The 18,015-nt window shown below is 31.0% G+C and carries 19 protein-coding genes; 4 read left to right on the top strand and 15 right to left on the bottom strand.

Going from position 1 to position 18,015, the window contains the following annotated elements:
• Positions 1–220: 220 nt before the first annotated feature.
• From AC3ITQ_RS01165 to AC3ITQ_RS01150, 4 genes are all read right to left on the bottom strand, one after another.
• Entirely contained in the window at positions 221–781 is a 561-nt protein-coding gene (locus AC3ITQ_RS01165) for a helix-turn-helix domain-containing protein (protein ID WP_489236479.1), read from the bottom strand.
• Positions 782–783: 2 nt separating this feature from the next.
• Positions 784–1,311 carry a DUF3347 domain-containing protein gene (locus AC3ITQ_RS01160; protein ID WP_489236478.1) on the bottom strand — a complete coding sequence of 176 codons (528 nt, stop codon included), beginning with the start codon at positions 1,309–1,311 and terminating at the stop codon, positions 784–786.
• A gap of 116 nt (positions 1,312–1,427) precedes the next feature.
• Positions 1,428–1,811 (bottom strand): hypothetical protein, encoded by a 384-nt coding sequence (locus AC3ITQ_RS01155; RefSeq protein ID WP_489236477.1) that lies wholly within the window; start codon positions 1,809–1,811, stop codon positions 1,428–1,430.
• 69 nt (positions 1,812–1,880) lie between these two features.
• Entirely contained in the window at positions 1,881–2,714 is an 834-nt protein-coding gene (locus tag AC3ITQ_RS01150; protein ID WP_489236476.1) for an AraC family transcriptional regulator, read from the bottom strand.
• Positions 2,715–2,817: 103 nt separating this feature from the next.
• Between AC3ITQ_RS01150 and AC3ITQ_RS01145 the strand changes: the two genes are divergently transcribed.
• A complete protein-coding gene (locus AC3ITQ_RS01145; protein ID WP_489236475.1) occupies positions 2,818–3,984 on the top strand; it encodes an MFS transporter in 1,167 nt (388 codons plus the stop codon).
• A 78-nt stretch (positions 3,985–4,062) separates the two neighbouring features.
• On the opposite strand, the gene AC3ITQ_RS01140 is transcribed toward AC3ITQ_RS01145, so the two are convergent.
• From AC3ITQ_RS01140 to AC3ITQ_RS01090, 11 genes are all read right to left on the bottom strand, one after another.
• The gene (locus AC3ITQ_RS01140; protein ID WP_489236474.1) at positions 4,063–4,635 is read right to left on the bottom strand and encodes a pentapeptide repeat-containing protein; all 573 of its coding nucleotides are present in this window, start codon (positions 4,633–4,635) and stop codon (positions 4,063–4,065) included.
• A 39-nt stretch (positions 4,636–4,674) separates the two neighbouring features.
• Positions 4,675–4,875, bottom strand: a complete 201-nt coding sequence (locus AC3ITQ_RS01135; protein ID WP_489236473.1) for a hypothetical protein — start codon at positions 4,873–4,875, stop codon at positions 4,675–4,677.
• A 69-nt stretch (positions 4,876–4,944) separates the two neighbouring features.
• Positions 4,945–5,865 (bottom strand): helix-turn-helix domain-containing protein, encoded by a 921-nt coding sequence (locus AC3ITQ_RS01130; RefSeq protein WP_489236472.1) that lies wholly within the window; start codon positions 5,863–5,865, stop codon positions 4,945–4,947.
• A 2-nt stretch (positions 5,866–5,867) separates the two neighbouring features.
• The gene (locus AC3ITQ_RS01125) at positions 5,868–6,431 is read right to left on the bottom strand and encodes a DUF6642 family protein (protein WP_072974515.1); all 564 of its coding nucleotides are present in this window, start codon (positions 6,429–6,431) and stop codon (positions 5,868–5,870) included.
• Between the two features lie 198 nt (positions 6,432–6,629).
• Positions 6,630–7,112, bottom strand: a complete 483-nt coding sequence (locus tag AC3ITQ_RS01120) for a hypothetical protein (protein ID WP_489236471.1) — start codon at positions 7,110–7,112, stop codon at positions 6,630–6,632.
• Between the two features lie 157 nt (positions 7,113–7,269).
• The gene (gene map / locus AC3ITQ_RS01115; RefSeq protein WP_489236470.1) at positions 7,270–8,034 is read right to left on the bottom strand and encodes a type I methionyl aminopeptidase; all 765 of its coding nucleotides are present in this window, start codon (positions 8,032–8,034) and stop codon (positions 7,270–7,272) included.
• Positions 8,035–8,051: 17 nt separating this feature from the next.
• Positions 8,052–8,414: a nuclear transport factor 2 family protein gene (locus AC3ITQ_RS01110; RefSeq protein ID WP_489236469.1), complete on the bottom strand. Its 363-nt coding sequence runs from the start codon at positions 8,412–8,414 to the stop codon at positions 8,052–8,054.
• A gap of 6 nt (positions 8,415–8,420) precedes the next feature.
• Positions 8,421–9,047: a hypothetical protein gene (locus tag AC3ITQ_RS01105; protein ID WP_489236468.1), complete on the bottom strand. Its 627-nt coding sequence runs from the start codon at positions 9,045–9,047 to the stop codon at positions 8,421–8,423.
• A complete protein-coding gene (locus tag AC3ITQ_RS01100; protein ID WP_489236467.1) occupies positions 9,044–9,919 on the bottom strand; it encodes an SIMPL domain-containing protein in 876 nt (291 codons plus the stop codon). Before AC3ITQ_RS01100 ends, AC3ITQ_RS01105 begins: the two co-directional genes overlap by 4 nt.
• A gap of 148 nt (positions 9,920–10,067) precedes the next feature.
• Entirely contained in the window at positions 10,068–11,288 is a 1,221-nt protein-coding gene (locus tag AC3ITQ_RS01095; protein ID WP_489236466.1) for a DUF763 domain-containing protein, read from the bottom strand.
• An 85-nt stretch (positions 11,289–11,373) separates the two neighbouring features.
• A complete protein-coding gene (locus tag AC3ITQ_RS01090; protein WP_489236465.1) occupies positions 11,374–11,631 on the bottom strand; it encodes a hypothetical protein in 258 nt (85 codons plus the stop codon).
• 1,033 nt (positions 11,632–12,664) lie between these two features.
• Here AC3ITQ_RS01090 and AC3ITQ_RS01085 point away from each other — a divergent pair.
• Genes AC3ITQ_RS01085 through AC3ITQ_RS01075 form a run of 3 tightly spaced genes read left to right on the top strand, consistent with a single transcriptional unit; the run spans position 12,665 to position 18,011 of the window.
• Complete coding sequence (locus tag AC3ITQ_RS01085; RefSeq protein ID WP_489236464.1) at positions 12,665–14,389, top strand: dynamin family protein; 1,725 nt, start codon at positions 12,665–12,667, stop codon at positions 14,387–14,389.
• A 5-nt stretch (positions 14,390–14,394) separates the two neighbouring features.
• Complete coding sequence (locus tag AC3ITQ_RS01080) at positions 14,395–16,011, top strand: dynamin family protein (protein ID WP_489236463.1); 1,617 nt, start codon at positions 14,395–14,397, stop codon at positions 16,009–16,011.
• 41 nt (positions 16,012–16,052) lie between these two features.
• On the top strand, positions 16,053–18,011 hold the full coding sequence (locus AC3ITQ_RS01075) for a dynamin family protein (protein ID WP_489236462.1): 1,959 nt from the start codon (positions 16,053–16,055) through the stop codon (positions 18,009–18,011).
• The last annotated feature ends 4 nt before the right edge of the window (positions 18,012–18,015 follow it).

Genomic DNA, 18,015 nt, shown 5'->3' with positions numbered 1-18,015 from the left:
TATCTTTTAAAGTATTACAATGCAAATTTCCGAAGTAACGATTACTTCGATTTGTATAATTTTGTGAATGATTTGTAAGATTTACAAATGTTATTTAACCGCAAAGTGCGCAAAGGTCATTTATATGCGAGATTATTAAAAACACAAAGTTCGCAAAGCTTTGTCTAAATAGCTTTGCGATCTTTGCGTAGATCTTTGTGATCTTTGCGGTTAAGAAAAATTACAAATTCTCTATCTGAATGCGTTTTTTATCCTTCAATTGTTTGTAATAAGTAGGAGTGAAGCCTGTAATCTTCTTAAACTGATTACTCAAATGTGCTACATTGCTATAATTTAAAATGTCAGCTATTTCGCTTAATGAAAGTTCATTGTAAATCAAAAGCTCTTTTACTTTTTCTATTTTTTGACTTATGAAATATTTTTCGATTGTTGTGTTTTCGACTTCTGAAAATAAATTGCTTAACGTATTATAATCCTGACTAAGGTTTTGCGCCAGATAATCAGATAAATTGATTTTAAGTTCATTGTTTTTATGATGAACCAAATCAATAATAAGATTCTTTATTTTCTCAATAGTTTTACTTTTTTTATCATCAATTAAGTCGAAACCTAAAGCGTGTAATTGAATTAAAAGCTCTTTTTTTTGATCTTCGGATATGGTGTCTTTTAGTTCGACTTCGCCCAATTCAACAGAAATAGTCTGAAGTCCGAGTTTCTCAAACTCAGACTTCACAACCATTTTACATCTACTACACACCATGTTTTTGATGTAGAGCTTCATATTTATTTGATAGTTTCTACCACGTTTCCGCAAGTTAACATTGAAGAACCGTAGTACGGATTCTTAACTGCTTTTTCTTTGCTTAACCAATCAGCGTCTGCCATTGGACAGTATTGTTTGTAAACAACTTGTGCAGATTTTGAAACTTTAATAAGATCGTAAGTGTTTTTTGAAAGTGATTTGAAAGTTTCGCGTTGCTTTTTCAGATCTGTAGTTGCTGAAATAGTTTTTGCATCAGCAGTCAGTTTTTTTATGACTTTCATCCAGGCAGTATGCTCGTCACTTTTAAGTTTGTCCATTTTTACAGCCGAAATTGCTGTCAATAAAGCTGTGGCTTTCGCCGAAGTTAATTTGCTGTCACTTTTAATAAGCGCATCTTTCACTGAAAAATAAGCATCATAAACAGGTTGCAGCTGATTTGAATCTGCAATTTCAATTGTTGTCGTTTCTGATTTTACAGTGTTTGCGTGGATGATATTGGCAGTAAATAATGTAATTACTGATACTATAGTTGCTATTGACTTTTTCATTTTTATATGATTTTATAGAGATTGTAAATTTCTCTAAGTTGAATAATTAAATTTAATATTTCTTTGGGTCTTCGTGTCTTGGTGGCAAAACCCAATTATGGCTAAACAAAATACAATTATTTTATTTTTGGCGGCGACCAAATAGAAGTAAATCCATCTGAAACAGGGGTTTCAGTGTAATATAAAATAGGTTTCTCTAAAGAGAAATTAAAAGCATTAGTATTGAAATCAAATTCATTTTCTGAAATCAGACTAAATTGTAATCCAGAAGTTGTGCAGCCCGGATGATCACATTTTCCATTGCAGCCATGTTGATCTTTTTTTGAAGAATGACCTTTTTTGCAACAGTCTTTTTGACAAGTATCTGAATTTGTTTTTATTGAAGTTTTTCTTTCGCAAGAAATTTTTTCAGACGATTTTCCACATGCAAAACCCGCAGTTGGTATCAAAAAGAAACCAAAGGTTAAAACGAGAAATAATATGTGTACTTTTTTTGCCAAAGAAATTAGGTTAGTGATACAAATTTAGGTTTTTTTTTGAAGTCCCAAGATTATTTAAGATTTCGCTAACTACAGTTTTTTATAATCTGTAGGTTTCATGTTTTTTCTTTTTTTGAAATAATTTGATAAATGGCTTTCATCAGTAAAACCAAATTCATGAGCGATTTGCTTAATCGGCAATTGATTATTGTGGAATCTTTTTTCGATTAATGTTGTTCTTAAATTATGAATGTAATCGCGATAACTAATTGTAAAAGTTCTTTTAAAATAAGCGCTAAAATAGGTTTCGGCAATATTAAAATGATTTGCAATAACCTTTATCTGAACTAATTTTGGATTGTAAATATTCTGATGAATATAAGACGTTATTTGCTCGTTATCAATAGAATTACCTCTTACAACAAGATTCTGACCGCGCATTGTTTCTTTTATTAATCCAAAAATCGAAAGAATCTGATAAAATACAATTGGCGAATTTGAAACATCTGTATGACAATTATAGGCAGCAATATTTTCGATCGTATTTTTTAATATTGTTTTACAAGGATCATCTAATTTAAGTACAGTTTCTTTTAATGTCTTGTTCCGCATGAAACTTTCAGGAGTGTGAATTAAGAATTCATCGCATGTAAGGTTTTGTTTCGAATTAAAATAACTGTCGGTGAATTTAATATAAAAGAAACGAGTGCTTTTTTTAATATCAAAATAATGCTCGTCTTCTGGTGAAATTACAAATAAATCACCTGTTTTATAAGGTAATAAATTGTTATTTAGGTGATGAACTCCGCTTCCTTTTTTAATATAAATGATTTCATAATAGGTATGAGAATGCAACGGAAGATGAAATTTCTCATCTTCAAACTCATCAATCATGAGTGTTTTGAATTGATTTAATTTCGGCATAACTTAAATTTACAAGTTTATATCGCAAAAGTACAATTTATTTCTTGCATTCCTGACGTAAATTTGCATCATAGAAAATCTATTCCTTTCTTAATAAAAACAAATGAAAAAAAGTCTTATTGCCTTGTCTTTAGGAGGCTTAACTATTGGGATAACCGAGTTTGTAATGATGGGTTTATTGCCTGATATTGCTTCAGATATGAAAGTTTCGATTCCTGTTGCCGGATATCTAATTTCGGCTTACGCTTTAGGTGTTGTTATTGGCGCACCTTTATTAGTAATTATCGGGAGAAACTTTCCACCAAAAAAAATGCTTTTAATATTAGCTCTGATGTTAACTGTTTTCAATGCTCTTTCGATCATTGCTCCAACTTACAATTTTCTGTTTGCTTCACGATTTCTTTCGGGATTACCTCACGGAGCCTTTTTCGGGGTGGGGGCGGTAGTCGCGAGCCGTTTGGCTGATAAAGGCAAAGAAGCTCAGGCAATTTCAATAATGTTTGCAGGTCTAACCCTGGCAAATTTAATTGGTGTTCCAATTGGTACTTATATAGGACATCATTTTATATGGCGTTATACTTTTGTGTTAATTGCGATTGTGGGAATGTTAACTTTTTTGTTTATTTCTTTATGGATGCCAAACTTGGAGAAAAGCGGTAATGTAAATATGAAAACGCAATTGTTGTTTTTCAAGAAAACCGAAGCCTGGTTAATTATCGGAATCACAGCAATAGGTTTTGGAGGTCTATTTGCCTGGATTAGCTATATCGCACCTTTATTAATAAACGTTTCTAAGTTTTCTCCCGAAGATGTTTCGTATATTTTAATATTAGCCGGATTCGGAATGGTAGTTGGGAATTTTTTGGGAGGGAAATTGGCTGATAAATATTCGCCGGCACCAACTGTATTAGCATTGTTGTTTGTAATGGTGGCCGATCTGATTATGGTTTACTTTTTCTCTTTCAATCAATACATCTCTTTATTTCTGACATTTTTAACCGGAGCAATTTCGTTTTCTGTAATTGCACCCATTCAAATGCTGATGATTAAAACAGCTAAAGATGCTGAAATGATTGCCTCGGCGGCACTTCAGGGAAGTTTCAATATAGGAAATGCTTTAGGGGCCTTTTTAGGCGGATTGCCTTTAGCGGCGGGTTATAGTTATGCGTCTCCAAATCTTATTGGTATTGGGATGGCTACGGTCGGAATGGTTATAACTTTGGTTTTAATGCAGAAACATAAAAGTAATTTACAATTACAGTCTGCTTAATAATAGGTTAATTATTGTAAAAAGCCCTTAAACGAATTGCGTTTAAGGGTTTTTTTATAATAGAAGCTTGTGAAAATCTTACTCAATATCCAAATCAAATTTCTCCAATAATCCGGCAAGTGCTGTGTGTGAAACTTTTGTCCTTTTGATTTTATTTTCCGAAGGATCAAAAGCATAATTTCTTGAAGAACGAAAGTCAGTTTTCTCCAGAATACATTCTACGAAAGTGGCATTTGCCAAATCACAATTTTTAAAAATAGCAAGAGACAAATCTGTATTCGAGAAATCGACATCTTTTAGAGAGCAATCGATAAAACTGGTTTTCTTTAATTTTTTATAAATGAAAGTAGAATAATCTAAGAGGCAATCCTGAAAACGCATTGAAAACAAAAAGCTATTGCTTGCACTGAAATCTAATCCCATCAATTTACAACCGATAAATTGAATGTTTTTAAGCCCGGTATTTTTAAGAATGGCCAACGACAGATTACAATTCTTAAAAGTACAATCTAAGAAATCAATAGAACTGAAATCGCTTTTGGAAAAATTACAGTTGATGAATTCGCAATTTACAAATTCATTATCTGATAGTCTTTGTTCTGAATAATCAATAGTGTCAAAAGTTTTATTTTGATGTAAGGCAGTTTCCATAGTGAATAGTTAAGTTTTGAGAAAAGATTGTATCGAATTTTATTCTAATTCGATACAATCAAAAATGTTGTTTTGTAATACTATTTCAGAAACTTCCGTTTCACTCTCAATTCGTAAAATGTTATCGCAATCCTCAAGATCAAAATTCCATTTGGCATGAGGTAGTAATTCGGTAAGTAATGCTGTTGCGAATTCTAATTTCGATTTTGTATCAACTGAAGTTTTAAAAACATGAATCATAAATCTCCTTTTTTATGAGGCAAATTTCATAAAATGCTTGAAGAATTGATAGGATTCCGCAATCAATAATTAGGACTTATCAATCATTTTTCGGTACTGAATGGGAGTAACGCCCTCGTGTTTTTTAAAGAATCTGCTAAAGTAAGACTGATCTTCATGACCAACCTGCATCGCAATTTCACTGACAGAAAATGTAGTTTGATAGAGCAAATATTTTGCTTCAAGCATTATGGTTTCATCAATCCAATTGGTTGCAGATTTCCCAGTAGCTGCTTTAATCGATTTGTTTAAATGATTTGGACTTACATTTAAAAGTGAGGCATAATAATTTACCTGATGATTTATTTTAATATGATCATAAATAAGTGCTTTGAATTTTGATGAAAGTGTCGCCGCAGCACTATTATTTTTGGTTGTTTTGATGTTGTTTTTATTCATTTCACAGAATAAAGCCATCAAATAAGATTGAACGATTTCTAAATTGGCTTTTGCATTGGCAGTGTATTCATGTTGAAGACGGTGGAATAAATTGAGGATAAAAGGAAAGTCTGTTTCTGAAACCGGAATTTTTGGATTACCGCCAATCTTCAGAAAGTCAAACTCATTAATCATTTCGCTTCCGCCATATTTTCCAATTAAAACATCAGGATGAAATTGACAGACAAAACCAACATGTTTATTGTTTAAATGTTCTACCGAAAAAATCTGGCCTGCAGGAACGACTATAATTCCGTTAGAATAGGTTTTGTACTCTTCAAAACCAATTTTGATGCTATGGATGCCCGAAGTTATGAAAATGATCGTGTGACAACTGTGTTTAGATGGTGGAACTGGAAATTGTAATCCCATCATTTCTTCGATTTTCAAACAAAAAAAATGATCTGAATTGGATTTGAATAGCAAATGTATCGGATTTTCTTCGCCAAGAAATCGTTCCCGAAATCCTTTTGGTTCGTAGGTTTTTATTTTTTCGTTTGCCTGTTTTTTCATCCTTAATAATAAAGCCTGAAATCAAGCAATTGGCAAAGTGCATAATGTTTTTGGTACAATTCTTCAACAACCTCAGTAAGATCATCATTGTCCTGATACAAACTAAAAAAAGCTTTATCGATAGTACTGCTGCTGGCTATTTTATTATAAGTTGATCCGTAACCTGAGATGGCTCGGGCTCCGGTTATATCCAGAAAATATTGTGCTTCTTCTTCGTTGAGGTCTAATATTTTTTTATTAGCAAAATGAATTACTTTTCCTTTCATCTTGCCTTCAAAAAGCTCTGCTATTTCTTCCAGGCTATAGTAATAATCATGAAGACAGATGTTGTTAGGTTCACCTGGCATTACCAAATAGATTATTTCATAATCTTTAAAATTATGATCTTCATATAGCAATACATTTAGACTTTCTTCGAGGCCTTCAATGGTATCACAAGTCTTATAAATACTTGCAATTCCTTGATCAATGGCAATTTCTTCTAAGTTTTTAACCACTTGAGTCTCTAAATAAGTATCTACATCAGGAACGCCTTCCAGACAGAAAATAAATTTATCATGCTCCATAATAGTACACTTTCAGGTTCAGGGTGAGTTGTGAAAAGACTCTCTTTGTTTCATTTTGACAAATGTATTTTTTTATGTGGAAAAACTGCTATTAGATATGGATTTTAACGTGCTTTTTGCAATCTTGTCTTTTTGAAGAATATAGAATTTGGAATAAATTGAGCAATAAAAAAGAGGCTGTTTAAAGCCTCTTAGTTTTTAATGTTTTCCGTTTCCTTTACCATTGTTTCCTTTGCCGTTCCCGTTTCCATTTCCATGGTTTCCGTTATCGTGTCCTTGTTTGTTATTTCCGTTACCCGGTTTTTGACCAATTGTTTTTTGAGGTTTTCCTTTGTAACCTTTTCCATATTTTACTTTATGATTTTTAAAATTATCATAAGGAGAATTTCCTCTATAATCTGTTAATACCACTTTATACTCGTTGTAAAGGTCATAATTTCTGTAAACAGATGGAAGTGTTCTCGCTCTTATCCATTTTCCATTATTGATGTAAATATAATTAGATGTGCTTACATCATAATAAGTTTGAAGATCTGGTAGGTAATAATAACGTGCATCATTATAACCAACTGGTCCCCATAGTGGCGGCGTACCTATGTTAACGTTTACATTAACCTGAGCGTTTGAAAAATTAATTGCCAAAAGTGACAATCCTAGAAATAAATATTTTAATGATTTCATGATTTCAATTTTTTAAATTATTATTAAAGATACGAAAAACAAAAAGCATGCCGAAGAAAAACATTTATTGCTTTTTCAATTGTAAGTTATTGATTGTTAGTAATGTAGGTGTTTTTCTTTTAAGAGGAATTTATATATAATGTTTAGAAACGCTTTTTTAATTCCAAATTCCATTTCTTTCAGTTAATATGATCGGTTTACCTTCAGTAACCACAATTGTATGTTCGTGCTGTGCCATAAAACCACCCTTGTTGCCAACCATTGTCCAGCCATCCTTAAGTTCTACTGCCTGAGATGAAGTTGTCGAGATGAAGGTTTCAATTGCCACAACCGAGTTCTTCTTAAAACGTCTTTGGTCAAAGCGATTTTTATAATTTAGTAATTCGTCTGGTTGTTCGTGCAGACTTCTGCCAATTCCATGACCACCTAAATTTTTTATTACTTTGTAACCTCTTTTTTTTGCTTCTGTCTCTATAAGATATCCTATTTCAGCAATTTTCACTCCGCCTTTTATGTTGTTTATGGCTTTTTGTAAAATATCTTTTGAAGCATCAACCAGTTTTTGGTGTCCGTTTTTATCTTCACCTATAACAAATGAGCCTCCATTATCTGACCAAAAACCATCCAATTCTGCAGAAACATCAATGTTAATTAAATCTCCTTCTTTTAGTATTCTTCTTTCAGATGGAATACCGTGACAAAATTCATTATCTACGCTGATACAAGTCCATCCCGGAAAACCATAAGTTAAATAAGGTGCTGATTTTGCGCCTAAATCAGTAAGGATTTTTCCTCCATATTCGTCTAACTCCTTTGTTGTCATACCAGGTTTAGCAAATTCGCTCATTGCTTTTAAAGTATAGGCAACGGCTTCACTGGCTTTTTTCATTCCAATTAATTCTGAATCTTGTTTTATTGACATGTTTTTTATTTTTCTAATTAATTATTTTCAACCAGCTCAATATCCATTGTTTTTATTAATCCATCCTGAAAAGTATAAATATGTTTTACTAATCCGTCAAATATTAAATTGCCTTGCAAGTCTTTTACATTTTGATGTACCTTAACTTCTAAACTCCCGTTTTCTCTCTCCTCGAAACTTGTCGGCTCTACTTTCGGATTGATTTCTGTCCATTGTCTGGTCCAATATTGTTTAATTTCATCATGCCCGGAAATGTAGCCGCCTTCCCATGCTTTTGACCATTGTACATCTGGTTGCATTGTTGAAAGAGCATTGTCAATGTTTCTTTCGTTAAAAGCTGAGTAGGCTTTTTTGATTGTATCTTCGAATTGATTTGGCATATCTTGTTATTTTAGTTGTATTAGTTCTCCTTCTGAAATTTTATAGTTGCCACTTAGTAAACAGTCTTCTTCGAAATATTCTTTGTAACTGCTATTTTTTGTCTTTTTTGTTTTAACTAAAACCGTATTTCCTTTTGTGCTAATTTCTGAATTACATTGAGATAAAACAGGTTGTTTTTTATCTTCCCAGGACTCTGTTGCTAAACGTGCTTTGATCGAGAGAGAACTTAAATTTTCTAAATCTATTATATTAAAATCCGAACTGCCTTCAGAATGACCTCTAGAGCCATAACTGTATTGTGTGGTGTATAGTATAAATTTTGCATTATCAGAAAGTTCGAAAAAACCATATTGTCCACTGCCATCATAAAGATTAGGCAATTCATAAATTGTATATATCGAGTCATTTTTATAAAACAATGCTTTTCGTAATGTGTTTGTTTTATCTACCCAATCTTTAATGAAAAAGTTTTTTCCTTTTAATTCATTTTTGGACTGAATTTTAGCAATTTCTGTTGCTTTAATAACTTTACCAATTGCAATTAGTGGACTAAACTTTAAATTGGTTTTGCTTTGAGAAAAAACAGAAAAATTTAATAACAGTACGAATAATAGTATACTTGTTATTTTCATTTCAAAATTTTGAATTTAATTTGAAGCGATAAAACATATTCAACAACAGGTTCTGTTACTACCGGATTTATAATTTTGTCAAAGCCCGAGTAATTCAGTTTATCATAATAATAAGTTGGTGTTTTTACTAAATCTAATCTTTTGTTATAGGTGTTGTCATTTGTGTATGTTGAGCTAAGATTCGAAGTGTAACTGTTATAGGATTCTTGAGGTGATTGACTATGAAATTTTTCTCCAAAAATTTGTGAGGAAGTATCCAATTTCACGTTTGTTGCCGAAACATATAAATTTTTCTTTTTCTCAATAGTGCTTTTCGCAATTTCAAATAGGTTTGAATAAACTTCTTCTTCGTTGGAAACCAGATAATCTACTTTGATTAAGTCGTAAATAGCATAATTTGAGGCACAAATAACCATTTTATCTAAATCAGCTATTTTTTTGAATTTCAAAATGACATTTTTCTTTATTTCAAATCCATTGATATATTGTGTCGCAACTTCTTCTTGTATTTTGTAATCGTAAATTCTGGTTTGAGTTGTCATGTCAACGTAAATATCATTTTTATTAATACCCATTTTTACTAGATCTGAAATAAAACTGGTAATTCGTTTATTAATATTTTCGTTGCTTTCTTTCAATGAATTTGCCTTTTCACTTACTCCAAAAACTGCTACGTAATTATCTGCAATAACATTTTTTAAAATATTAGCCTGAACAATAAAAGTACTGTCCGTTATAAATAATTTTTGTGGTTCTAAAATTCCAATTTGATTTCGCTGATAATTTTTTTGAGCAGAATTTCCACTTACCTGTGCGTTTAATTTTGAGATTAAAAGAAATATTATTAAAGCAATTATTTTTTTAACTTTCATACTTTAGGATATTTATGTTTTTGTTATCGCTAATATAAAGCTAATTTTATTCAAAAGTAAATTGTTTTAAGATTGCTGAAATCACTGGTTTTGTGAACTGTTATTGGAGATAAAGCAATTATAATGAAGTTTCGAATTCATAATTTACTTAAAATAACTCTAATTGATTATTCGGATTTGCTGGTTTACTTTTAGGAGGTTTAGCGTCTCCAAAAACAGTTTTGCCACCATATTTATAGGATTCATTTCTTTCTCTTTGAATTAAGGCGTCAAAGTTGGAGTTGGGCGTAAAACTTTCTTCGGCTTTTCTTGAGATTTCAGATAATTTCCGAATCGCTTCTATTTTATCAGTATTGCCTATTTTAGCACGATTAATGGCTCTTTGTAAAGTGTCAATGGTTTCATCATAGATTTTTACCGGAACAGGAAAAGGATGTCCGTCTTTTCCGCCATGAGCGAACGAGAAACGTGCAGGATCTTCAAATCGGGTAGGAGTTCCGTATATTATTTCACTAACTAATGCTAATGATTGCAAAGCTCTTGGTCCCATTCCTTTTAAAAGTAATAATTCCTGAAAATCTTCCGGCTTATTTTCGTGTGTTGTCCAAAGCATTGCTCCGAGTCTTTTCATATTCACATCTTCCATTCTAACATCATGATGCGCTGGCATGGAAAGATTCTGCATTTCTTTCATGATTTTTGTTGGAGATTCTTTAGCTAATTCTAAAATACCTTCTCTGGATTTTGTTGCTGCCTGAGCGGTAAGATTTAAGATTGTACCTTGACTTTCGCCATAAATAAAGGTGTGGGGCTCATTTATAAAAGATTTTAAATCTTTCGAGTGCCAATGATATCTTCTTGCAGTTTGAGAATTAGGATTCATTCCTTGCTGAATAACGGCCCATTGACCTTTGTTGTCCACAATAAAATTATGCTGATACAATTGAAATCCATCCTGAATAGCAGTATTATCTACTTTGGCTGTAAGTCTGCTGCAATTCGCAAGATTATGACCGTCAAGGCCTGTTTTCTCACCAACAAATAAAAGTTCCTGTGGTGTTAACATAGAATGTTTGCCTTTGCCTCCGCAGATGTAGATTCCGAGTTCTTTTGAATGTGGATTGACAGATTTTTTTAAAGCCCCAAGTACTGAGGTTGTAATTCCGGAAGAATGCCAATCCATTCCCATTACGGCCCCAAAACTTTGAAACCAAAAAGGATTACTTAGTTTGCTTACAACTTCTGAAGTCGAAAATTCAAGGGCAATCGTTTCTACAATGGCAAAACCAAGTTTAGACATTCGTTCGGCCAGCCATAATGGAACATGGCCATAATGTAATGGGAGATCTGCCGTTCCTGAACGCTTCATCTAGTGGAATTTGTATTTACACAAAAATAACTAAAATACGTTTAAATGCTGGGAAGGCCGAAAAGTTGTTCCAGATCAGAACATTTTATTCCTCCTGTTCTAAATTGTCAACAGCCGAAATCTGATCTAATATATTAGTTTGGTTGGGCGAAATGTAGTTTTTTACCTCAGTTGGAGTTTCTTTCTTAAAAAGAATATCCAATGCATTGTATAATTTTAATAAAACATCTTTGTCTTCTTTTGCAATGTCTAAAGCAGTATTAAAATTAAAAACATAATTATTAGAATTACGTACTTCTACTTTTATAGTTTTTGATGTGATTTTAAACTTAACTATGTCCATATTTATAACGTGTTAACTTTTAGATTTTTTTTCTAATATAAAAATTAGGGAATGCTAATTTTTCTAGCATGCCACTAAAAAGTATTAAAGATATTTAATTATTTAGAGTTATAGCTTAATTATTTACTGTAATTTTTTATATAGTAAGAAATTAATTCTAATAAAAAAACCCCTAAACATTTGATGTTTAAGGGTTTGTTTTTTGTAGCGAGGACGGGAGTTGAACCCGTGACCTCAGGGTTATGAAAATTGAAATTTGATGCCTGTTATTGTGTAAGTTGTTTATTTATAGCGTTTTAATTTTTTTGCAAAAAATAGGTTTCGTGCTGTTTTTCGGCTTTTCCTCACTTACATTCCTCACTTGAGCTTTATTATAAATATTTGGCTATTTTAATTGATATTGTTTCTTTCGATCTAATTATTAATAGCTTAAAGATTACAAGATTATTTTGACATACTAGCAAAAGAATGAGGTCCAATTTGAAAGTAAACCTCCTTTCTCTTTTACTCCACTTTTTGTGATTAAATATTTAATGTACGAACTATCTTTCCAAAGATAATTACAAGTTTGTTTACATTTCTTTGGAGTATTTTTTAATCAAATTGGTTCTTTTTAATTTGTTTTTTCTGCCTTCTTTTACGAATAAATCTTTTAATTATGTTAATTCGATGATTAATTATAAAGAAATAATTATTCTATTTTAGCAAAATAAATATCACAAAAGGTAACTTAAACGATAATATCGTATGATTGACCATAACCGATTGTATAAGCCGCTTAGCAATAGATTTAATTTTTGCCAAAAACCAAACATTAATGCAAAAGGCAGCCTTAATAAAGGGGTGGAGACTAAATAACACTATTTAGTGATTTATATGTTGAAAAGACACTTGGTGGTGTTGGCTGTTGCCCATTTGATAAAAGCAGATGAGAGAATGAAAAGATAATTAGTAATTTGGTAAAATAAAAGTCAACGACAAGAATTGACGGTTTGTAATTTTATTTTTGAGAGCTATATATAATTTGAAAATTATGAATAAAGAATTGGAAAGAATCATTAATTTATATGAAATTAATGAATTAAAAAATGATTTACAATCAGCTGAAATTGTTGAAAATATTTTTATTGGAGTTTTAGGGGAATTTAGTTCAGGAAAATCATCATTGTTAAATAGTATTTTAGGAAAAAAACTACTTCCAGCAATGGATAAGCCAACTACCAAATCAGTTACGTACTTGAAAGCAGATGTGAATCAAGAAAATGAAATTGAATACTTTGAAATTAAAGAAGATGATTCAGAAGAAAGAATTTCTTTACTAGAATACCAAGACATTGCGAAAGGAAATCGGTCAGGTGAAGCGATAGTATCGGTTAATAGTAATGATTTTCTAAATAAAGGATATGTTTTTATTGATACCCCAGGCATTAGTTCTCTGGATCAATCTGATATTGATATAACATATGGATTACTGCCAAAATTGGACGGGGTATTAATCTGTATAGATTGCAATACAGGTTCTCTAAATTCAAGTTTAAAATCATTTTTGGAAAGACCAGAAATCGAGTTAATCAAAGATAAAATTTTATTTGTACTCACAAGATCTGATCAAAAAACAGCCGAGTCGATGAATAAAATAATTGACGGATTTAAAAATGATATTAATCACTATTTAAAGGTCAATGATATGGATAATCGTATTATACCGTTTTCTTCTAAGGAAGTTTTAGATGATGGAAATAGTAATGCAATCGAAAGTCTTTTTAATTTGTTTGATATTTCTATCAATTCTCGCAAAAAAGAAATGATTAATTTTCGTTTAAAAAAACAAGAGGAAGCTTTAAAAAGTAAGATAATAAATGCTTTGAAAGATCTAAAAAACAAGCTTTCTTTTGACGACAGCCAGTTTAAAATTGAACGTGTGAAATTGGAATCAGATATTGAGTCATTAAATGTCCAAAAAAGTGATTTAAAGAAAAAATTGGCAAAATTTGAAGAGATTTTATTTGATGAAATAAAATCTACAAACCAGAATTTTAATTCAAAAATACAATTTGAGTGTTCAAATGTTACCCCCAATGAGGAAATTTTGAATAAATTATACAGTACATACACTCAACAAATAAATAATATTATAAGTGCAAGCGTCGAAAGATTTTTCAAAGAACATACAATTGTTGAACCTAATAGTGTGAATATTGACATTAGTGAATTGTCTTCTACTGTAAATTCTATTATTAAAAAGAAAGAAATGATTACAGGGATTGCTACTTCCCTAACTATTGCTTTAGCAACAGGAGGGGTAACTCTTGCGGCGAATACAGTAGAAACTGTTGGTGCTGAGACTCTTCAGCTAGCCGGAAAGACGGTGACAGAAACAGTTACTAAAGAAGCTGCAAAAAATGGAGTAAAGACAATTCTAAAGCAAGGAGCAAAAAAGATGGCCTTAGATTTTCTTATGGGTCTAGCAGAAAAAGCAAAAGAAGCGAATCCTATAGAGCACGTAGGTGCATTATTAGCTAAAAGACAGATAGGATCAAATCTAGATGTTAGTTTATCTGAATTAGGAAGAAAGATTTGTAACCAGACTTTAATATCAATTGAAAGTCAAATTGAAACGGTTTTTATTGAAATAGGCGTGAAATTAAAAATTCATAATAACAATCTCGCTCTTGCTTTTGAAAATAAGAAAAAGGGTAAAAGTGAAGTGGAGAATTTAAAATCAAAAATTGAAGAAGAACTAATTAGACTCAACTAAAATATATGGATCTTAATAAGATTATATCTCCGCAAATGAAAAAGGAAAATAAGGTTAGAGAAATAGACATGAATCTTGTAAATCTATTTTTGAACGATATTGTCCTTTATAATGATGTTGAGAATGATTTTCCTGATGAGCTTTTTTGGAGAAGAGACCGAAATCTGATTAAAAGTTTAGAAGAAGATGCAAGAGTAATGCTTAAAAAAGCCATAATGGTTTCCGACAGTCATCAGAAAGTTAGAGTGGCTGTGGTGGGAAATTTTAGTGCTGGAAAATCAACTTTTATTAATTCATTGATTCAAGATGACATTTGCCCTGTTGCTGACAAATCTACAACTTCTTCTATTACCACTTTTAATTTTGCCCATCATAAAGCTTTTTACTTGATTGATGATGTAGGTTATAAAAAAGAGATATCAGCGAAGGATTATGAAGTGATGGTACAGCATGGTACAGAAAAAACATTAAGAAGAGGAGCACAATTTTTTGTAGAAGGCCCCTGGAGTTTTGTACGTGATATTTCATTACTGGATACGCCAGGTTTTCAAAGAGGTGATGATGTTTGTAATGGAAATATTGGAGGTGACGATGTCGTTACTGAAGAGGTAATAACAAAAGAAGCTGATGTATTATTTTGGTTGATGGATATCGATATTGGGACAATTACTAAAGATCAAAAGGAAAGAATTATTAAGTTAAAAAGAGAAACCAAAAATTCAGTTGATATCTATGTGATTTTAAACAAAGCTGATAGAAAAGGTTCAACTGGTAGACAAAAAATTTTAAATGATATTAAAAAAGATCTAGGACATTTGATTAAGGATGTGATTTTGTATTCATCTAAAAAGGAGGAAACTATTGATGAAGTAATTGATCTGGTTAAAATAAGTGTTAACAACCAAAGCTTATCTTATCAAGATAATTGGGAGTTGAAGTTCACAAGTTCATTGGGAAGAAGAGGGGGATTGAAGTTTCATTTTCATGAGAATGATAATCAGTTACATTTTTTTCACAATGTAGATCAGGATAATGAAATTGGAAAAATTTCTGAACGTTTTGAGGTGCAGGAAATGTTAAAAGAATTTGGAACTAACAACAATGAAATTTCTAATAAAAGCTTTGAGAGGGAATTTGCAGCTTACCAAAAGAGAAAGGAAAATATAACTCATATCTCAAATAAGATAAAAAAACAAATGGACGAGTTATGGTACTCTAATTTTGAGCCAAAACTGGCATCATTTAATGAAGAACAAAAAGCAATTTCTAAAACTTTTATAAATAATAATATTGGAGTATTCAGCAATATGAATTGTGAAAAAGATCATCATGAAATTTTAGATTCTTTTATGAAATTATATTCTTCGACCTTTAAGATATTTCGGAAGATAGTTAAGGAAAAGTTTAATTATTCGTTAAATGAAAAGGTGATAGAATTATTTTACGTCAAAGATTTTTTTTCGCAGCAATTGCTTGTATTTAATGATGTTGAAAAAGCTATGAATAAAACAACCTTTTTTTTAAATACAAATATATATTCTGCTTTTTACGAATATATTCTGCTTGATTACAAAAATTTATATCAGAAGTATAATAACATTTATACAAAAATACTACGCTAGAAAATATGCTACACGAATATACTAAACAAAAAGAATACTTCTTGGAGATATATGAAATGCTAGAAAAGGAAGATTCGAAATTTGTAGATGAAAATTTAAAATCAGAATTGCTAGAAAAGAAAAGTTCGTTGCTTAAGGATCAATTTATCTTGGCCGTCGCTGGTCAGATGAAAGCAGGGAAGAGCACTCTACTCAATGCTTTGATTTTTGGTAATAATATCCTTCCGGCCGATGATACTGAGTTAACGGCAAAGATTACCTTTATAACTTATGGAGAGGAACCATCATATGAAGCAACTTTATATACTTCAAATGAATTTGTTCAATTGAGGAATTCAATTAAAGGAACTGAAAGCGAGAGTGAATTCAATAAACTACTGAACACGTCTCTCGAAAATTTACAAAATAGAGGTTATTCAAGCTATGAAGAGTTGCTTTCTGAAAAAAATATTACAGGAAAAAACCTAAAAGAGTTGATTGATTTTGTTGGTAAAAATGGTGTTTTTACTCCTTTTGTTAATACGCTAACATTAAAAACAAATTCTAGTTATGTAAAAAACTTAATTGTTGTAGATACGCCTGGTATGAATTCACCAAATCAAATGCGTGATAAAGTTGTAAAAGATTGGATTGGAAAAGCGAATGCGGTTCTTTACTGTAGTTATGCTGGTGCAGCTATGAATGCTGTTGATGTAGATTTTGTAAAAGATTACATGTTACACATTTCTCCCAACCATCGCCTGTTTCCACTGACAAAATCTGACACTATAAATGGAGAAGATAGATTGACAGATACAATTGATGATATGGTGAATGGTGAATGGAATAAAAAATACAATTTAATTCCAGGCCAAGATACAGTTTTTCCTGTATGTCAACTAGCAGTAATGTTGGATAAAATGGATAAAAATAGTTTGCCATTTACCCCTGCAATGGAAGAAGAGTATGAAAAGTTGGAAAACCGAATTGATTTTGAATATTGTCATATACAATTCTCTAATTTAGAATCGGCAATTGAAAGAAAATTGATTGCCAACAAAGATTCTAATATGATTGAAACACATCAGCAATATCTAACTACGCTTTTTAGCGAGCCCTTACTAGAAATTAAAGAAGATATTGATAGTTGCAAAAAGAGTCTTGAGTTGATTAAATCTGATAAAAAGGAATTGGAAAAGAAAGAGATACAAATAAGGAAGGATATAAAATTTATCAGCGCAAGTTTAGAAAATATTGAAGATAGAATTAAAAATCATTTCGACGAATCCTCAAATAACATCAAGATATCTGCTGAAATCAAAGCAGCATTAAATATCATTATGAAGCGTTTAGAGGGGATGTCTTTAGATGATTTAGAGAAGTATGCAGCAAACGTTATTGAAGAGAAGTTAAGAAATGGTATTAATAATTTAAAAGAACAAATAAAGACTTTTACCAATGATTTTTCAAAAGGTTTGCAACGTATTTTTGATACAAGTAATCTTCAATTAGAGTATTTAAATTCTGATTTTATTAAAGATAAAATTGAAATCAAGTGTAGAAGTTTCATTAATTCGAAAATAGGAAATTTAAAAGATGAGTTAGAAACAGCTTCAAATAGTTTAAAAACAGATTATAGTAAAAATATTAATTTTTGGAGAAAATTTAAAGATGTTTTTAAATCTAACAAAACGAGAGATATACAGAGGGGAGAAGAAGCTCTGCAAAAGTTTGTTTCGGAAACACTTAATCCTATGTCTATAAAATTTAATAATGTTGAAAGGAATTTTTTTACTGATTTGAATTACGATATATCTGAAATTTTTAGACAAATACAAGATGAAAACAATAATAAATTAGAAGAGAAAGAGAAAGAAATTGAAATTCTGAAGAATAAAAATGGTAAAGATATTGAAGAGAGAATGCAAGTCGAGCAATCAAAATATAATGCTCTTAAAGTTCAAGAAAAGGAATTAGAAACTTTGATTGCTGGTATTAAAAGTAAAATAAATTTTATGTAATTAT

This window comes from Flavobacterium sp. KH_001, from assembly GCF_057840745.1.
The sequence above is the reverse complement of the archived record's forward strand: the minus strand, read 5'-3'. Positions and strand labels throughout refer to the sequence as shown.

What these genes read in the sequence shown, in the direction of transcription:
- AC3ITQ_RS01150 (WP_489236476.1), bottom strand. Translation starts at nt 2,714, where the DNA reads ATGCCGAAATTAAATCAATTCAAAACACTCATGATTGATGAGTTTGAA.
- AC3ITQ_RS01165 (WP_489236479.1), bottom strand. Translation starts at nt 781, where the DNA reads ATGAAGCTCTACATCAAAAACATGGTGTGTAGTAGATGTAAAATGGTT.
- AC3ITQ_RS01090 (WP_489236465.1), bottom strand. Translation starts at nt 11,631, where the DNA reads ATGGACATAGTTAAGTTTAAAATCACATCAAAAACTATAAAAGTAGAA.
- AC3ITQ_RS01145 (WP_489236475.1), top strand. Translation starts at nt 2,818, where the DNA reads ATGAAAAAAAGTCTTATTGCCTTGTCTTTAGGAGGCTTAACTATTGGG.
- AC3ITQ_RS01110 (WP_489236469.1), bottom strand. Translation starts at nt 8,414, where the DNA reads ATGCCAAATCAATTCGAAGATACAATCAAAAAAGCCTACTCAGCTTTT.
- AC3ITQ_RS01105 (WP_489236468.1), bottom strand. Translation starts at nt 9,047, where the DNA reads ATGAAAATAACAAGTATACTATTATTCGTACTGTTATTAAATTTTTCT.
- AC3ITQ_RS01135 (WP_489236473.1), bottom strand. Translation starts at nt 4,875, where the DNA reads ATGATTCATGTTTTTAAAACTTCAGTTGATACAAAATCGAAATTAGAA.
- AC3ITQ_RS01125 (WP_072974515.1), bottom strand. Translation starts at nt 6,431, where the DNA reads ATGGAGCATGATAAATTTATTTTCTGTCTGGAAGGCGTTCCTGATGTA.
- AC3ITQ_RS01120 (WP_489236471.1), bottom strand. Translation starts at nt 7,112, where the DNA reads ATGAAATCATTAAAATATTTATTTCTAGGATTGTCACTTTTGGCAATT.
- map (WP_489236470.1), bottom strand. Translation starts at nt 8,034, where the DNA reads ATGTCAATAAAACAAGATTCAGAATTAATTGGAATGAAAAAAGCCAGT.
- AC3ITQ_RS01160 (WP_489236478.1), bottom strand. Translation starts at nt 1,311, where the DNA reads ATGAAAAAGTCAATAGCAACTATAGTATCAGTAATTACATTATTTACT.
- AC3ITQ_RS01100 (WP_489236467.1), bottom strand. Translation starts at nt 9,919, where the DNA reads ATGAAAGTTAAAAAAATAATTGCTTTAATAATATTTCTTTTAATCTCA.
- AC3ITQ_RS01085 (WP_489236464.1), top strand. Translation starts at nt 12,665, where the DNA reads ATGAATAAAGAATTGGAAAGAATCATTAATTTATATGAAATTAATGAA.
- AC3ITQ_RS01140 (WP_489236474.1), bottom strand. Translation starts at nt 4,635, where the DNA reads ATGGAAACTGCCTTACATCAAAATAAAACTTTTGACACTATTGATTAT.
- AC3ITQ_RS01095 (WP_489236466.1), bottom strand. Translation starts at nt 11,288, where the DNA reads ATGAAGCGTTCAGGAACGGCAGATCTCCCATTACATTATGGCCATGTT.
- AC3ITQ_RS01130 (WP_489236472.1), bottom strand. Translation starts at nt 5,865, where the DNA reads ATGAAAAAACAGGCAAACGAAAAAATAAAAACCTACGAACCAAAAGGA.
- AC3ITQ_RS01080 (WP_489236463.1), top strand. Translation starts at nt 14,395, where the DNA reads ATGGATCTTAATAAGATTATATCTCCGCAAATGAAAAAGGAAAATAAG.